18 protein-coding genes and 1 pseudogene are annotated in these 15302 nt (G+C 69.9%); 7 read left to right on the top strand and 12 right to left on the bottom strand.

What is annotated here, in order from left to right:
• Nucleotides 1-101 precede the first annotated feature (101 nt).
• Both RM445_RS27900 and RM445_RS27895 read right to left on the bottom strand, forming a co-directional pair.
• Nucleotides 102-269, bottom strand: coding sequence for a hypothetical protein (locus RM445_RS27900; RefSeq protein WP_311559851.1), 168 nt, complete (start codon nt 267-269; stop codon nt 102-104).
• Nucleotides 270-304: 35 nt separating this feature from the next.
• Entirely contained in the window at nt 305-808 is a 504-nt protein-coding gene (locus tag RM445_RS27895; RefSeq protein WP_311559850.1) for an STAS domain-containing protein, read from the bottom strand.
• 330 nt (nt 809-1138) lie between these two features.
• On the opposite strand from RM445_RS27895, the gene RM445_RS27890 reads away from it, so the two are divergent.
• The 3 genes and pseudogenes from RM445_RS27890 (at nt 1139) to RM445_RS27885 (ending at nt 2093) form a co-directional block, all read left to right on the top strand.
• Nucleotides 1139-1279 carry a hypothetical protein gene (locus tag RM445_RS27890; protein WP_311559849.1) on the top strand — a complete coding sequence of 47 codons (141 nt, stop codon included), beginning with the start codon at nt 1139-1141 and terminating at the stop codon, nt 1277-1279.
• A 102-nt stretch (nt 1280-1381) separates the two neighbouring features.
• A pseudogene (locus RM445_RS32570) lies at nt 1382-1600 on the top strand (AI-2E family transporter); the annotation flags it as partial.
• Nucleotides 1601-1643: 43 nt separating this feature from the next.
• On the top strand, nt 1644-2093 hold the full coding sequence (locus tag RM445_RS27885) for an AI-2E family transporter (RefSeq protein WP_311559855.1): 450 nt from the start codon (nt 1644-1646) through the stop codon (nt 2091-2093).
• A 191-nt stretch (nt 2094-2284) separates the two neighbouring features.
• Here RM445_RS27885 and RM445_RS27880 read toward each other — a convergent pair whose 3' ends face one another.
• The 4 genes from RM445_RS27880 to RM445_RS27865 form a co-directional block, all read right to left on the bottom strand.
• Nucleotides 2285-3076 (bottom strand): IclR family transcriptional regulator, encoded by a 792-nt coding sequence (locus RM445_RS27880; RefSeq protein WP_311559848.1) that lies wholly within the window; start codon nt 3074-3076, stop codon nt 2285-2287.
• Between the two features lie 206 nt (nt 3077-3282).
• Entirely contained in the window at nt 3283-3729 is a 447-nt protein-coding gene (locus tag RM445_RS27875) for a hypothetical protein (protein ID WP_311559847.1), read from the bottom strand.
• A gap of 140 nt (nt 3730-3869) precedes the next feature.
• Nucleotides 3870-4349 (bottom strand): hypothetical protein, encoded by a 480-nt coding sequence (locus tag RM445_RS27870; RefSeq protein ID WP_311559846.1) that lies wholly within the window; start codon nt 4347-4349, stop codon nt 3870-3872.
• 1117 nt (nt 4350-5466) lie between these two features.
• A complete protein-coding gene (locus RM445_RS27865; protein ID WP_311559845.1) occupies nt 5467-6030 on the bottom strand; it encodes a dihydrofolate reductase family protein in 564 nt (187 codons plus the stop codon).
• A 317-nt stretch (nt 6031-6347) separates the two neighbouring features.
• Between RM445_RS27865 and RM445_RS27860 the strand changes: the two genes are divergently transcribed.
• The 4 genes from RM445_RS27860 to RM445_RS27845 all read left to right on the top strand — a co-directional run bounded on the left by RM445_RS27860 (nt 6348) and on the right by RM445_RS27845 (nt 9957).
• Entirely contained in the window at nt 6348-6782 is a 435-nt protein-coding gene (locus RM445_RS27860; RefSeq protein ID WP_311559844.1) for a universal stress protein, read from the top strand.
• Nucleotides 6783-6795: 13 nt separating this feature from the next.
• Nucleotides 6796-7824, top strand: a complete 1029-nt coding sequence (locus RM445_RS27855) for a Bug family tripartite tricarboxylate transporter substrate binding protein (RefSeq protein ID WP_311559843.1) — start codon at nt 6796-6798, stop codon at nt 7822-7824.
• Between the two features lie 74 nt (nt 7825-7898).
• On the top strand, nt 7899-8450 hold the full coding sequence (locus RM445_RS27850; RefSeq protein WP_311559842.1) for a tripartite tricarboxylate transporter TctB family protein: 552 nt from the start codon (nt 7899-7901) through the stop codon (nt 8448-8450).
• Between the two features lie 22 nt (nt 8451-8472).
• Nucleotides 8473-9957 (top strand): tripartite tricarboxylate transporter permease, encoded by a 1485-nt coding sequence (locus RM445_RS27845; protein WP_397469413.1) that lies wholly within the window; start codon nt 8473-8475, stop codon nt 9955-9957.
• A gap of 169 nt (nt 9958-10126) precedes the next feature.
• Here RM445_RS27845 and RM445_RS27840 read toward each other — a convergent pair whose 3' ends face one another.
• From RM445_RS27840 to RM445_RS27815, 6 genes are all read right to left on the bottom strand, one after another.
• On the bottom strand, nt 10127-10324 hold the full coding sequence (locus RM445_RS27840; RefSeq protein WP_311559840.1) for a hypothetical protein: 198 nt from the start codon (nt 10322-10324) through the stop codon (nt 10127-10129).
• A gap of 979 nt (nt 10325-11303) precedes the next feature.
• Complete coding sequence (locus RM445_RS27835) at nt 11304-11582, bottom strand: glycine-rich protein (RefSeq protein ID WP_311559839.1); 279 nt, start codon at nt 11580-11582, stop codon at nt 11304-11306.
• A 172-nt stretch (nt 11583-11754) separates the two neighbouring features.
• Nucleotides 11755-12282 carry a hypothetical protein gene (locus RM445_RS27830; RefSeq protein WP_311559838.1) on the bottom strand — a complete coding sequence of 176 codons (528 nt, stop codon included), beginning with the start codon at nt 12280-12282 and terminating at the stop codon, nt 11755-11757.
• Between the two features lie 165 nt (nt 12283-12447).
• Nucleotides 12448-13347: a bile acid:sodium symporter family protein gene (locus tag RM445_RS27825; RefSeq protein WP_311559837.1), complete on the bottom strand. Its 900-nt coding sequence runs from the start codon at nt 13345-13347 to the stop codon at nt 12448-12450.
• Nucleotides 13348-13481: 134 nt separating this feature from the next.
• Complete coding sequence (locus RM445_RS27820) at nt 13482-14744, bottom strand: alpha/beta hydrolase family protein (protein WP_311559836.1); 1263 nt, start codon at nt 14742-14744, stop codon at nt 13482-13484.
• The gene (locus RM445_RS27815; protein ID WP_311559835.1) at nt 14741-15226 is read right to left on the bottom strand and encodes a hypothetical protein; all 486 of its coding nucleotides are present in this window, start codon (nt 15224-15226) and stop codon (nt 14741-14743) included. Before RM445_RS27815 ends, RM445_RS27820 begins: the two co-directional genes overlap by 4 nt.
• Nucleotides 15227-15302: the final 76 nt, after the last annotated feature.

The raw sequence follows: 15302 nt of genomic DNA, 5'->3' as shown, positions 1-15302 counted from the left end.
CCACCATGGCCCTGCTCGCCACCCCGACACCACCGGAAGGGGTGGCCACCGCCGAACTCATGACGGCATGATCTGAACCGCAGAGCCTCCCGCGGAGCGAGTTACACCACGCAGCGGGACGCGACCCTGCCGGCGACCGTGCTTGCCGCCTGCTGGCGCAGTTGCGCGACCTCAGGTCGGTTGGCGAGTGCCGCCGCCTTGGCGCGCCCTTCCGGACGGCCGAGCACGTAACCGGCGCCGAAGATCAGTGCTGCGCGGACGAGTCCCATGACGATCTCCTTGTCAGAAGTGATTTCCGTAGTACTCAGAGGGGCCGGATCGCACCCGATGACGTCTCCGACCGCAGCCCGACGGCCAGGGCGCACGCCCCGTCGAGCGGGCAGATCGAGTCCGGTTCGGAACGTCCCTGGAGCCGTGCGTCAGCTGCACCGGGCGAGGACGGCATCGGTCGCGGGAGGTCAAGGGAATCAACCGCGTCGGACACCTCGTGGTGCAGTGGCCAGTGCCGGTCGAGCCTCAACTGGTCGATGAGCCGCCACGCCGGCCCTCGGTCGCGACAGACCACGCGCACCCGGCGTCCGCGAGCGATGAACGCCGAGAGCGCCGCCGCAAGCCAGTCGACGCCGCCGAGCGAGAAGAAGCGCACCGGGTGCAGGTCGACGACCACCGGTGCGGTTGCGTCTGCGTCGGTCTGGTCGACCGCCTCGACCAGCGGTACGTGGGTGTTCAGGTCGACCTCACCATGGACTCGAACGAGGACGTAGCCCGGTGACCGGTGCGCGACCTCGACGTGAGCCGTCCGGTCCACCCATCTCCGGGTGGCGCCTGGCCCGTCGGGCGACGTTCCGCCGACGGGCCTCCTGCTCGATGAGCGCATCGACGCTCCTTCGCGATCTACAGGCATGCCGGAATGACAGAGCGTGATTGCCCTCCATGGCTTACGGCGTAAGCTTTACCACCATCGGTGGAGAGCAAACACGTTCCGTACAACATTCACGACTCGACGAGCACGCCGTTCATCCCGACGTCCCAGGCGTCGGGTGATGGGATGGCGATGCGCCGGCTCGCAAGGAGCTCGGGGTCGAGGCGATGTCGCTCTACCGCTACGTGGCCGGCGGACGACCTCGGCGTTTACTGGATGGTGATCGCGTTGTTCTTCACCGTCGCGCTCTATCCATTGGTCAACTGGGTCCAGCGGCGCATGACCTGGTGCCGCCGGTCGTTGGCGACACTGGTGGTCTTCCTGGTGCGCCGGGCAACTACCCGCGATCATCTCTGACGCCCGAGCAGGCCGTGGTCCCGTCGGGGACCTGCTCGAGCGCAGCAACGCGCTGCAGTTCGTTCAGGACAACGAGGCGCGGATCCGGAGTTCGCCACCGGGTTGGGCACCCCGGCGCTGAACCTCCTGCGCGGGCTGGGCACCGGGGTCGTCGCAGCTGTCACCATCTTCGTGCTGTCCTACCTCGCGGTCCTCGAAGGCCCCAAGGTCGTCGACGGCACCCTTGCGCTGTTCCCCCCGCAGCGTGCCGAGCGCATCCGTCGGGTGACCCGGGACTGCGCCAAGACCGTCACCGGCTACATCTCCGGCAACCTGCTGATCAGCGCCATATCGCCCTGTTCGTGGCGATCGCCGACCTCATCCCCTGGTCGGGGCCACCCTCGGCGCCGTCGTCGCATCGATCGCGGCGTTCCTGCACTCGGTACCCGCCGGCATCGCCGTGGTGATCTTCTTCGTGATCTACCAGCGACTGGAGAACCACCTGTTGCAGCCGGTGATCTTCGCCCGCACGGTCAAGCTGAACCCGCTCGCCGTACTGATCGCGATCCTGCTGGCCACCGAACTCGCCGGCATCCTCGGCGCCCTGCTCGCCATCCCGGTCGCCGGCATCATCCAGGTCGTCCTGCGCGACGTGTGGGACCACCGCCGCGGTGCACCGAAACCCGAGCCCACCGTCGGAGAGGCGCGGGTTCCGGTTGATCACGCGGCCGGCCCCGACGACCACGCCCGCCTCGACACCACCGACAACAGCACGACGCGTGATGGGAACGATCGCATACCGACACCGGGCAGCAGGCAACAGTCAACGCCTTGAGGGCCGCGCAGCCAGTCCCCACCGCTTCGCGGCTGCGCGCACCGCTGTGCCCGTCCCGGCGGGCGGTCACACTCTCAGCGCGGGGCCGATCGACCGCGCCCGGTTCACAGACGCGCCCGTCAGCAGGATCCCGACGAGGTGGACCCTTTCCGCCTTGTCTCCGGCAGACGGTCTGGCGAACGCCGAAGTCGTCACCCGGTGGCGGACGCGGATTGTTCGATCGGAGGCGGTTGCTCGTGTTGCCGGGCGCCTCGGTGGTGGGCGTGGGGATGCAGTTCGCGGTTGAGTGCGTGCGCGGCGAGTCGCAGCGCGGGCAGAACCTCCTCGACGGCGACCGGGCTGATCGTCTCGACCTCGACTTCGACCGCCGCGTAAGCGAGCCCGTTCGCGTCGAGTACCGGTACCGCGATCGCCCGGCGGTTGATGGTCAGCTCGCCGTGGTTGGTGGCGAACCCGTTGTGGCGCACCGTGTGAAGAGCCTGCAGGAGTTGGTCGGTCCGGGTGAGGGTGCGCCGGGTGTGGGCGGCCAGGCAACCACTGGTGGCGAGCCGGACGGTCTCGGCGGGAGCGAAGGCCAGAAGTGCTTTGCCCAACGCGGTGGCGTGCACGGGGAGGCGGGCGGCCGGACCGAACGACGTCACCGGCGTGTAGCCGGGGGACTTCTCGATGTAGGAGATCTCCATCTCGTCGAGCACCCCCAAGCGCACCGTGCGGTGCAGCACCTCGACCAGGTCGGCGACCACGTGCGGCCCCCGCTCCTGGAGCGTCGGCTCGGGCGGAACGTCGTAGGTGAGCCGCTCCAACGCGGGTCCGTGCCGGAACGTCCCGTCGGGCTCGCGGGTGAGCCACTCCCGGTCGGTCAGCTCGTAGACGAGCCGGTGCGCGGTCGACATGGGTAGCTCGGCGTGGCGAGCGAGGTCGGACAGGTGATAGCAACTGCCGCGGTTGAACTCGGTGAGGATCGCTGCCAGCTTCGCCGTCACAGACCTGCCCTGATCCGCAGAATTGCCTGCCATGCCACCCCGTCCACCTCGACGCCCGGGCCGGACCATAAAACGACTGCGGTCATCCCGCCGAGCGTGTCGCCGAACTGGAACACATCCAACGGAAAATGGCCAGGGCAGGATCGGTCCGATCCGTCTGCCGAATCAAACGGCCTGCAAAACAGATGGAAAGGGCGTGGCGTGGCCTATCTGCATTCGCTCGGCGGCTGAAGCGGAGTGGGACTCGGCACCCCACGAGCCGCGTCCCCTCTGGTGAGTGCAGCCTCGACGGGTCCGGGGTGTGCGTAGCCCGGGAGGAATCCGTCGAAATCGAGCGCTTCCTGCAGTGAGCGACTCGCCTCGGCCAGGTCGGCGCACACCTGCGAGGTGTGGCTGCCTGCCCGATGGCGGGCGCACCGGCGGGTGGTGTGGAGCAGCCGGGTCATGGCCTCGTAAGTGGGCCAGCCGACCAGCGGGCGGGCAGCTTGTGCGGCTCGGTCGATCGCCGCGGCCAGCTCCGTGGCGCCGGCGCCGGCGGCGAGCAGGTCGATGACCTCGCCCACCGCAGCGGCGCCGGCGCGGGCTGCCCCGGCGGTGCGCCGCTCACCCGCCCCCGCGCCCCGCTCTACGGGTGGGTGCTCGCGCTGTTCCACCGCGCTCGGACGACGTCCCGCTGCCTGACGTCCCGCTGCCTGACGTCCCGCTGCCTGACGTCCCGCTGCCTGACGTCCCGCTGCCTGCGTGCACCGCACGGCCTGCAGCTCGAGGGCAGGCGGCTCGGTGGGCGCGGTGTTCATCCGGTCGCTGCTGCCGTGCGCGCCGGTGTCTCCTGCCCGGGCGGCTGATGCACCGCTGGTCGGGGCGTCGTCGATTGACGTGTGTCGGGTTGACGTGTGGGTGGCCGGGGCGTGGTCACGCCGTAGCGCAGCCACCGGTTGACGGCGGCGGCTTGCAGGACGGGGTCGGCGACCTCGCAGACGATCCGGTGGTAGGGCTCGCCGCGCAGGTAGAGGGCGAGCACGACCGGCCTCGAACCGGCCGCCCAGAGCTGGGCGGTGTCACCGATGCCGAACACGCCGACCCGGTGGCGGCGGGTGCTCCAGCCGGGGCAGGGCAACCGGGGGCTGGCGGTCATCGCAAAGGATCGGCCCAGCACGAACGCCCGGTGGATCCGCTCGCGGGGCAAGCGCACACAGCGCCGCCGGGCCAGCACCGCGGCAACGCCGGTGAGGCGCAGGTCCAGGTGGGACTCGGCGATGTTCAGCTCCAGCATGACCGTGAACCCTCCGGCAGCTGTTTGGACACGTCTCCCCCTCGGACACCTGCCGCATCGCCCCGACCCCCCGGAGCTCCGACCAATAACGGATCGCGCGGATCCACCGAAACACATGCCGGCACAAGCGACAAGAGGCAAACCAGGAAACCATGTGCGGTCCATTAAGGACAGTCAGTTTTCGGTCACGCAGTGAAACCGACCGAGGTGTCTCTGCGAGCCGAACCAATCCTTCCCGGACACGCGCTGACACCTGTCACGCACCGTGTCGCCCGAGCCGAGATCCCGGACACGAACGGGTTGTCACCGGAACGAAACCCCACTGCTCAGGGCTCTCGCCGACGATCGTCGCTGGTAGCGCGCACATGGCCTGCCCGACCGGACGCCACCTGCTCCCAGCGGGGTGCGCCCGGGGCCGTCGAGACCACCTCGGACAGCGCCGGCAACCCGAGGCGTTCTACGCCGCATCTCTACACCCCCATTTCTTGGTACCGCCTGAACTGCCGTTGGTGGTACTTCCGTCACTTCTCGCGCGCTCGAGGTTCCGCACGCGACGCTCAGCACATTCTCTATTTCTGCTTTCACGTCCTGTGGACTCGGATCGATCCGTCAGCGCAGTGACCCGTCACCGGTGAGCACACGAGGACCCGCGCACGGCAGATCGTCCGCACGCGGACCCCGACGACAACGCGTCGCGCAACTGAGTCAAACGTTGGTCACTCGACAGATAGCGATCACCAGCGATGCCGCCGTCCGCGTCGACCGCCGATCCCATCGTGGTTCCTGACGTCTGCGAGATCTTCGTGACAGATACCGATGGCCGGGGTCTCCGACAGGCCGGCGCGGGCAATGGCCGCTCCCCGGCAAGAGCAGCGACAACGCCCGCGAGGCACCTCAGGCTGTCGACGAGTGCACCCCCTTGCGGCGACTTCGACAGCCGCGGCGGTGTTGGTCAGCCGAACCGTGCCCAAGGGGGCCTCGCGGGCCGTACCGCCCTCCGGCGTCGCCCTGCACGGCGGAAGAGCCTCACGCAGTGTGACGACCCAATCTGCCCTAACGGGTGAGTCGAGGTTCGGTCAAGGGGCCGTGGCCGCCCCGCCGAACCGACGTCGGGCTCTCAGTGCCTGGTCTCGTACCTGGTCAGGACCACGCCCTCGGGGAACGTCCGGGTCTCCACCAGGGTCAGGTTCACCCAGTTGTCCAGGGCCGTGAAGAACGGCGTGCCGCTGCCCACCAAGACCGGTGCGGTGGCCAGCACGTACTCGTCGATCAGCCCGGCCCGCATCGCCGCTGCGGCGAGTGTGGCGCCGGCGATGTCCATAGAGCCGCCGTCCTCGGCCTTGAGCCGGGCGATCTCGGTGACCGCGTCGCCGGTGACCAGGCGGGTGTTCCAGTCGACCGTGCTGATCGTGGAGGAGAACACCGCCTTCGGCATGTCCCTCCAGCGGCGGGCGTACTCGATCTCCGCCGGTGTGGCGTCGGGCTGCTGGTCGGCGGTCGGCCAGTGGGAACTCATCGTCTCCCACAGTTTGCGCCCGTACAGCGCCAGGCCGGTCGCCCCGACCCGGTCGGACCACCACTGGAACAGCTCGTCGCTCGGCACGCTCCAGCCCAGGTCGTCGCCCGTCGCGGCGATGTAGCCGTCCAGGCTCAGGTTCATGCCGAAGGTCAGTTTCCGCATGCGTCAGCTCCCTGTGAGTCGGTATCCGGCGTGCAGACCAGCACGGCGCGGGAAAATCATCGGTAGGCCGACGCCGAGGAGTCCGCCGGGGGCGACCATCGCGGACACCACCGTCGCCCGCGGCCGGCCACCGCTCCGGCGGACAACAAGCAGATTGCAGACACGCCCTGACAATGCACACAACGCACGTCAGCGCGTATAACCCTCATGCACCCCGGCTCTGCCTCGCACGGTGTTCCGCACCACATGGCTCAGCCTTCGCAGCTGGCACACCATCGATCCGGCGGCGCCGTCGGGTCGGAGTCGGACGGAGTGAGATGACCATCGTCGTCGCCTACCAGGAGACTCCGGAGGGCCGCCGGGCGCTCGGGCACGCAATGGCCGAAGCCGGACTGCGCCACACCGACCTCGTCGTGCTGACCGCGCCGTCGCGTCCCGACGGCGACCCGGTGACCCGGCTGCCCGAGGTCCCGGTGCCCCACTTGGGCGGCCCGCCCGCCGCCGACGGCGCCGCCGACGGTTCGGTGGCCACCGCCGAGCACCCAGCCGCGGCGGTGCACCTGCGCAGCGCGGTGAAGCCGGACCACCTCGCCGACGAGCTGCTCGACCTGGCCGGCGAGCTCGACGCCGAGCTGATCGTCATCGGACTGCGGCGACGGTCCCCGGTCGGCAAGCTGCTGCTCGGCTCGGCCGCGCAGCACATCCTGCTCAACTCCACGGTGCCGGTGCTGGCCGTGCGCCTTCCCGACTGACCAGGAGGCGACGATGGCAGCCGACACCGAACAGGCACCACCCGCCGACCCGCCCCGCCGACGATCGGTGGGCACTGTCGTATGGGCCGTGTTCGCCACGATCGTCATCGTGGCCGGGTTCATCAGCACGCTGGGCTCCGAGGCCGGTGATTCGGCCCGCAGCCGGCTCGGTCTGATCGCCCCTGCCGCCCCTGGCGGCGGCTGGGACCTGGTCGCCCGCGAGTCCCAGCAGGCCCTCAAGGCCGACGGCATCGTCAACAACGTTCAGGTCGTCAACATCCCCGGGGCGGCCGGCACCATCGGGCTGGGTCAGCTGACCGACATGTCCGGGCAGGGCAACACGTTGATGGTCACCGGCACCGTGATGGTCGGCGGCATCATCGCCAACGACAGCTCCACGACCCTGGCCGACGTCACGCCGATCGCCCGGCTCGCGGAGGACTTCGAGGTCATCGTGGTGCCGGCCGCGTCGCCGCACCAGAACCTGCGCAGCCTGCTCGACGCGTGGAAGGCCGACCCGGCGGGCACCGCGATCGGCGGCGGCTCCAAGGGTGGTACCGACCACCTGCTGGCGGGCATGGTCGCCGGGGCCTACGGCATCGACACCACGAAGCTGAACTACATCGCCTTCTCCGGGGGCGGCGAGGCACTCAACGCGCTGTTGGCCAACACGGTCGCCGCGTCGGTCTCCGGTTACAACGAGTTCGCCGACCAGATCGAGGCCGGCAACGTCCGGGCGCTGGCCGTCGGCACCAAGGACCGGGTCGAGGGCGTCGACGTGCCCAGCCTCGGTGAACAGGACATCGACGTCGAACTGACCAACTGGCGCGGGCTGGTCGGCCCGCCCGGGCTGAGCCCCGAGCAGCGCCAGGTGTTGATCGACATCGTCACCGAGATGCGCAACGGGCCGGCCTGGCAGGACACGATCGCCCGCAACAAGTGGCGGGACAACTTCATCAGCGGCGACGAGTTCGGCGCCTACCTGAAGACCGAGGCCGAGCGCATCGGCGTGATCGCCCAACAGCTCGGGATCGGAGCGTGATGACCACCAGCAGCCCAGCCCCACCCAGTGACGACACTGCCGCCGGCACCACCGCCAAGCCGCAACCCTCCGGCATGGCCGAGCTGGTGGTACCGGCGATCCTGGTGGCCATCGCCGTCTTCCTGATCATCGGCACGGCCACCATGGTCGAACCGCCCAGCGTCCAGCGGCCCGGCCCGGCCTTCTTCCCCGGCATCATCATCGGGTTGCTGCTGATCATGGCCGTGCTGCACACCGTCCAGACGCTGCGCACGGTGCGCGCCCGGCGCGCCGGGCTCCTGCAGGACGAACAAGAGGCGCACCTGGACGCCGACGGCGACCCGATCGAGGAGATCCCGCCGGACCCGCCGCGCGGCCGCGAGCCGTGGCCGGCCGGCGCGGTGACCGACTGGCGGGCCGTGTTGACCGTGCTCGGGTCGCTGGTGGCGTTCATGGTGCTGCTGCGCCCGGTCGGTTGGATCGTGGCCGCCGCGGTGCTGTTCTGGGGGGTCGCCTATGCACTCGGTTCCCGCCGACCGATCTTCGACGTCTCGGTCGCTCTGGTCATGTCCTCGGTGATCCAGCTGACCTTCGGGTACCTGCTGGGCCTGAACCTGCCGGCCGGCTTCCTCGCGGGGGTGATGTGAGGTGGACCAGCTCAGCCACCTGATGGAGGGGTTCAGCCTGGCGTTGACCCCGATCAACCTGGTCTGGGTGGTCGTCGGCTGCGTGCTGGGCACGGCGGTCGGCGTGCTGCCCGGGCTGGGGTCGGCGATGGCGGTGGCGCTCCTGCTGCCGGTGACGTTCTCGCTGGACCCGGTCGGTGCGTTCATCATGTTCGCCGGCATCTACTACGGCGGCCTGTTCGGCGACTCCACGACCGCCATCCTGATGAACACGCCCGGCAACTCGACGGCGATCGCTTCCACCTTCGAGGGCCACCGGATGGCCAAGCGCGGGCGCGCGCCGCAGGCCCTGGCCACGGCTGCGATCGGCGCGTTCACCGGAGGCCTGCTGGCCACCATCCTGGTGGTGTTCTTCGCGCCGGTGCTGGCCGAGCTGGCCACGGTGTTCGGCCCGGCCGAGTACTTCGCGCTGGCCGTCGTCGCCTTCGTGGCCACCGCCGCGGTGGTGGCCGACTCCGTGGTCAAGGGCGTCGCCGCCCTGGCCATCGGGCTGGCGATCGCCCTGGTCGGGGTGGACGCCATCAGCGGCGCCGCGCGCTACACGTTCGGCATCCCGTCGTTGCTCGACGGCATCGACATCGTGGTGATCACGGTCGGGCTGCTGGCCCTTGGCGAGGTGCTGTTCATCGCCTCGCGCATCCACAAGGACCCGCAGGCGACCGCCATGAAGATCAGCGGCCGCCCCTACCTGAGCGGGAAGGAGTTCCGGGAGGCGCTGCCGGCGTGGCTGCGCGGCTCGGCTTTCGGGCTGCCGTTCGGGGCCATCCCCGCAGGCGGGGCCGAGATCCCGACCTTCCTGGCCTTCGGGCTGGAGCGGAACCTGGACCGACGCCGAGCCGACCCGCAGTTCGGCACCGGCGCGATCCGCGGTCTCGCCGCGCCGGAGTCGGCGGCCAACGCCACTGCCGGATCGGCGATGGGCTCGCTGCTCGCGCTCGGCCTGCCCACCTCGGCCACCGCCGCGATCATGCTGGCCGCGTTCCAGCAGTACGGGATGCAGCCGGGCCCGCTGCTGTTCGTCCGCAACGGCGAGCTGGTGTGGGCGCTGCTGGCCAGCCTGTTCATCGGCATGATCGTGCTGCTGGTGATCAACCTGCCGTTCGCGCCGCTGTGGGCGAAGCTGCTGATGATCCCCAAGCCCTACCTCTACGCGGGCATCACCGTGTTCTCCGCGCTCGGCGTGTACGCCTCCTCCGGGTCGATCTTCGACGTGGCGATGCTGACGGTGATCGGGCTGCTCGGCTTCGCGCTGCGCCGGTTCGGGCTGCCGCTGGCCCCAGTGCTGATCGCCGTGATCCTGGGGCCGCTGGCCGAGACCAGCCTGCGCCGCACGCTGGCGATCAGCGAAGGCGACCCGGGAGCACTGTTCTCCTCCGGGTTGACCATCACGCTCTACTGCCTGCTGCTACTCGGCGTGGCCTGGGCCGCATACTCCCGCCTGCGCAACCGGGCACAGGTGGACATCTGATCCGAGACAGCTCCGGCGCGCTACAACACCAGCCCGGCTGCGAACGCCGCCTGCAGCAGCATGGCAGTGCCACGCCCTTCGGACTATGAGATCCAGGTGAGCGTGACCGCTCCATTCGCGCTGGATGCTGCAGCAGACGTCGTGCTCGCCGAGATCAGCGCGCCGTCGATCATGGACGTGCCGGCGCCCCCACCGCCACCACCTCCCCCACCGGTCTGACCGCCGTCACCGCCTTTGCCGCCCACAACGCCACCGCCTCCGCCGCCTCCCTCACCGCCGCCGGATCCACCGTGCCCGCCAGGGTCGGCAGCGGATTGCGCTGCACCACCGGCCCTGCCACCGGCGCCGCCGCCGTCATGGTCTCCACGGGTGCCGTCTGCCGCCGTCGGACCAGCCGATCCGCCCTCGCCGCCGAGGCCCCATAGGCCGATCGCCCCACCGCCGCCACCCCCACCGGCCACGACCACCGTCGTGCCGTTGAGCTGGACCGTGGTCGCGCCACCGCCCCCACCGGCCGGAGCCTCGATCATGGGGTAGCCGTTCATGCCGGGTGCGCCGGACGCGTTGCCGCCCCAGCCGCCGGTCGAGTCGACGCCGGTGTCGCAGCGGTTCGTGCCGCGGCCACCGACAGTGATCGTGAGCTGGTCACCGGGATTGACCTGGGCTGTGCCGGTGATGACTGCCCCGACCCCACCAGCGTCGTGGTCACACACCCCGGCATCGTTTCCCGGTCCCTGCCCACCCGCACCGCCGCCACCGGTAGCGGTGATCTCTACCGAGCTCACTCCCGCCGGCACGGTCACCGTCTGGACGGCCCCGGTAAAGGCAACGGTCTGCGCTGCGGGTGCGTCCATCGCGTCTTCGAGCGAACCAGCATCGGCCGGCGAGCACGCCGTCGCCAACGCTGCACACAACGCGGCGGCAGGCGCCAAGCCGACGATCCAGGGGTTCCGGGGCTTCGTCGATCGCGTCTGGGCAGCTTTACGTGTCCTCTGCATGGTCCGACACTGGCCCGAGCGGCTTCAAAAGCTCTCCAACGAGGGAACAGCCGAAGGCGCTCTACGCCCCGGAGTTGGAGATCCACGTGAGCCTGGCTTGGCCGCCGCCACCCGAACCATCCTCGGTCGTGGGGCCAGTGCCCGATCCCCCGAGTGCCCCGACGCCCGTCGGTTCGACACCGGCCGCCCCGCCATCGCCGGGCCCGTCGGGCCCACCGGGGCCGTTGCCCTTGTTGCCGCCATGGGCCGGATCACCGGCCGCTCCGCCGTCTCCGCCGCTGCCCCCGGCGTTTCCAGCGCCGCCGCCCCCGCCGCCTCCGGCGATTGCCATCGCGGTGCCGTCGACGGTCAACGTCGTTGCTCCGCCACCCCCGCCACCCCCGATGTTTCCGTTGTCGTCCACGTTGATGCCGCCGCGCCGCCGCCGCTCGCACCACCCCACCCACCCTGGTTGTTCTGGGGGTTGGTGCCGTAGTGCCCGCCCTGGCCGCCGATGCTCACCTCCAGCGTGGAACCGGGTGTCACCGCGATGGTGCCGGTAGTGACGGCGCCGTAGCCACCGCGCCCGCCGTTGGTCGTTCCGCCTCCTCCTGACGCCCCCTGCAGCTCGAATGCAACGGCGCTCACCCCGGCCGGGACCGTGATCGTCTGTACTGCACCGGTGAACTGGAACGGGGGCAATGTCGGCACATCGCCACGTGGAGCATCCGACTGCGCCGAACCGGCGCCGATTGCCTGCGGATCAAGGGCAGGAGCGCCCTCGGCGGCACCACAGGCCGAACCCGTCAACCGGCAACTACTAGTTCTGGTGCGCGAGGCGAGCGACCGCCAGGTCGTGGGCCTCCGCGCTGACCCGCGCCGTGTAGCGCACCGCCCACCAGCTGAGAAGAGCGGGAACCACCCAGTTCAGCAACAGGTCGACGGGTCGCGAGGGAATGGTCGTACCCAGCTCGGGAATGAGCGTCGCGAGTGCGTGGCCCACGCCCATCATTGCGATGACGGCGCCCCACGCAGCGCTGATCTGACGGTTGACCGACCGGAAGACCGGCGAGTGCCAGTACTGCTGCGGCGCAGTCTCCCGGGCGTACTGCTCGGTGAACGGCACAATCGGCAACAACACGAAGATGACGACAGCCAGGATGAGCGTGGCCAGTGATCGACCGTAGTCGGCGAGGAAAGCATCCACGGCCGGATTGCTTGCGCCGACAATACCGAAGGCGGCGAACACCACGGCCCCGGTCACCTCCAACAACTTGGGCGAGCGGCCGCGGGTCATCGACACGATGAGGAACGCCGCGGCTACGACAAAGGCCAGCAGCGCGGCCATGGTGACCCCGCCCGGACCTTCTCGGGTGGCGACGAGACTGAACACGGCCCAGGGGACGAAACCGGCGATGACTCTGAGGAGATGCATGGCATCAGCATCAGCGGGGTCGGCGCCGGGCCGACTGCTCGAAATGAACAGTTCCTCGCAGGTGCGGTGGCCGACCGATCAGCCGGGTTCCACAGCGCCCTCTGAAGCGGTGGATCGTGGGGTCTGTCGGGCGCGGCAGCCCGCCAGCCAGGCGAATGCCGCAGCGGGCAGGTACATCAGCGCCCCGTACATCGCGGGGGCGACGGCGGCGATCTGGTTGTCCAGCACCGAGATCGACACCGTGATCGCCAGGACGGCGTTGTGGATGCCCATTTCCATGGCCGCCGCCACCGCCTGCCGGTGCCCGATCCGCGCCAGCCGGGGAACCACGTACCCGACGGTGAGGCTGAGCGCGCTGAACAGCAAACACACCAAGCCGACGGCGGTCAGGCCCCACAGGAAACCGTCGCGCTGGGGCACGATCGAGGCGATGATCGCGGTGAACACCGCGACGATCGTGGTGGTCCGCAGGGGCCTCTGTATGCGATCGGCGAACCCCGGATGCCGGCGGCGGACCGTCATGCCGATCGCGACCGGCACGAGCACCACCAGCCCGATCTGCACGACCTTGTCCGCCAGCAGGCCCACCGTGGCGTCATTGCCGAGGAAGTGGCCGACCGACAGCGCGACGACAACCGGCAGCGTGAACACCGCCAGCACTGAGTTGATCGCAGTGACGGTGATGTTGAGCGCGACGTCACCACCGGCGAGGTGGCTGAACACGGTCGCCATCGCGCCACCTGGTGATGCCGCGAGGACCATCATGCCGACCGCGAGGTTCGGGCCGAGCCCGACGCCGACGACCAGCCCGAAACACAGTGCCGGGAGCAGCACCACCTGGCAGAGCAGCGTGATCAGTACCGCCCGCGGCACCGCGAGCACGTGTGCGAAGTCGGCCGCCGTCAGGGAAAGTCCCAGGCTGAACATGACGACGGCCAGCAATACGGGAAAGAGGATCGAGAAGACAGGAGAGGTCATGCCGTACCACGCCCCCGCACACGCTCAACCGCCTCGGTGCAGGTGATCCTAGGGCCGATTCGCCGGCGTCCACTCTGATCACACCGGCGGAGTGGGCAAGCCGGGACCTTCGGTCTGCTACCCGTCGACGCTGCTCACCGCAGTTGTTCGTCCATCCAGTCGAACATGCGCTGCTCGGTGAGCTCGCGCGCCATGGGTTGGCAGTGGTAGCTCGCCCCCTCCTCTTGCGTGAACCTGGCGAGGGTCGCGCCCGGGACGAGCCCGGCGAGCTCGGCGGACTGGCCGCCGAAGAACTGCTCGCCGTCCGGGTCGGTGATGTAGAGCGGGGTGGTGATCCGGCCGGCGACGTCGTGCACCGTGTACTGCGACACGGCGTCGAGCACGGCGGAGTACCCGGACACACCGTAGGGGCGGGCGCGGAACTGCCAGACCTCCTGGGCAGCGTTGCCGCCCCGCAGTTGCATGCCGTACGCCATCTCGGTGTCGAACTTCTCGCTCTTACCCTGCTGGTAGAGCTCGAGGAGCGGCGGCGGGATGTGCGCGAACCACGTCCGGCTGATGTCGACCGCCCCGCCGTCGACGACCGCCGCGGCGAACCGGTGCTCGAACGCGAGGGCACGGGGCACCCAGTAGCCCGCCTGGCTCACGCCGTAGACCGCCAGTTTGTCGGCGTCTACGTCGTCGCGGCCGACGAGGAAATCGACGACGGGCGTGAGCACCTTCTCCCAGTCGGGCCGGAACGGGACGTCGCGCTCGAAGAGCATCGACTGCTGCCCCGGGCCGTCGAACAGCAGAACGTTGTACCCGCGCTCGAGGCCACCTTCAGCGCACTCGCACCAGCAGCCACTCAGCGAACCGTCGCTGCCGTTGTTCACCACGAGCGTGCGCCGCACAGCCCCCGAGGCGTCGGGGTGGAACAGCCAGCCCGGCATGCTGGCGCCCTCGTAGGGGATGTCGACGCGCTCGACCGGCCAGTGGGTGGTGGCGGCGAAGCCCTCCCAGGCCGCGCAGTGGGCGCGGAACGCCGGCAGCAGGTCATCAGTGCCATCGAGGCCGTCGATCGCGTTGACCGCGACGGACAGGTAGTCGGCCGCCCGCAGATAGGCACGGGCCGCGCTGACGCGGTGGCCCCGCTGGGCGCAGGCCGCGCCGACGGCGGCGATGCGTTCGCCGAGTGCGACCCAGGCCGCTAACCATGCCGCACGGTCTCCGGGCTCGACCGCGGCGATGGTCGCGAGCACTTCCCCGGCGTCGGCGCCCCCACGGGAGGCCTTGCCGAGGAGCGAGCGGACGACGTAGTCCCAGCCGGAGTCGTAGAAGCCGGCGGTGTACACCTCGTGCGAGCGGGTGCCGCAGTGGTCGAGCTCCGCCACCGTGCGGGCCTGTGTCGTGGTCACGACGCGTTCCTCTCCTGCATCGCATGCGCGGTGGCCACGACACGCTTGGTGTAGGCGCCGGCCTGCTGGAACGCGAAGAGCGGCAGCACCCAGTTGACCGCCAGCCGCACCAGCAGCTGTGCGTCCTCGAGGCCGATCAGCGCTCCGACCAGGTGGCAGGCGCCGAGGACGAGGACGGCAAGCCCCCAAGCGGTGCTGATACGCCGGTTAAGGTTCAGGAATCGCCGGTTGTGCCACAACTCGGGTGGCACCTCGCTGCGGGCGAACTGCGCCGTGAACGGCATGGTAGCCGCCGTCGCGACCATGAACAGGCCCAGCAGCAGCCCGGCGAGCCCCGGCCCGTACTTGACGAGGTCGGCGTCGACGAGCCGGTCGCCGGTGAAGCCGACGACCGTCATACTGGCCAGGATCACGGCCTGCGCCACCGGGAGGATCTTGATCCCGCCGCGGGCGGTCGCTGCGACCACGACGATCGCGGCCACGAGCCCGGCGAGAGCCGCCAGCCGACGGGAACCAGGACGGCCAGCAGGGAGAACAGGAGAAACGGGACGAATCCGA

The sequence above is a fragment of the Pseudonocardia charpentierae genome (assembly GCF_031845345.1).
In the GTDB taxonomy this organism is placed as follows: domain Bacteria; phylum Actinomycetota; class Actinomycetes; order Mycobacteriales; family Pseudonocardiaceae; genus Pseudonocardia; species Pseudonocardia charpentierae.
This window is presented reverse-complemented; position numbering and strand designations above follow the sequence as displayed.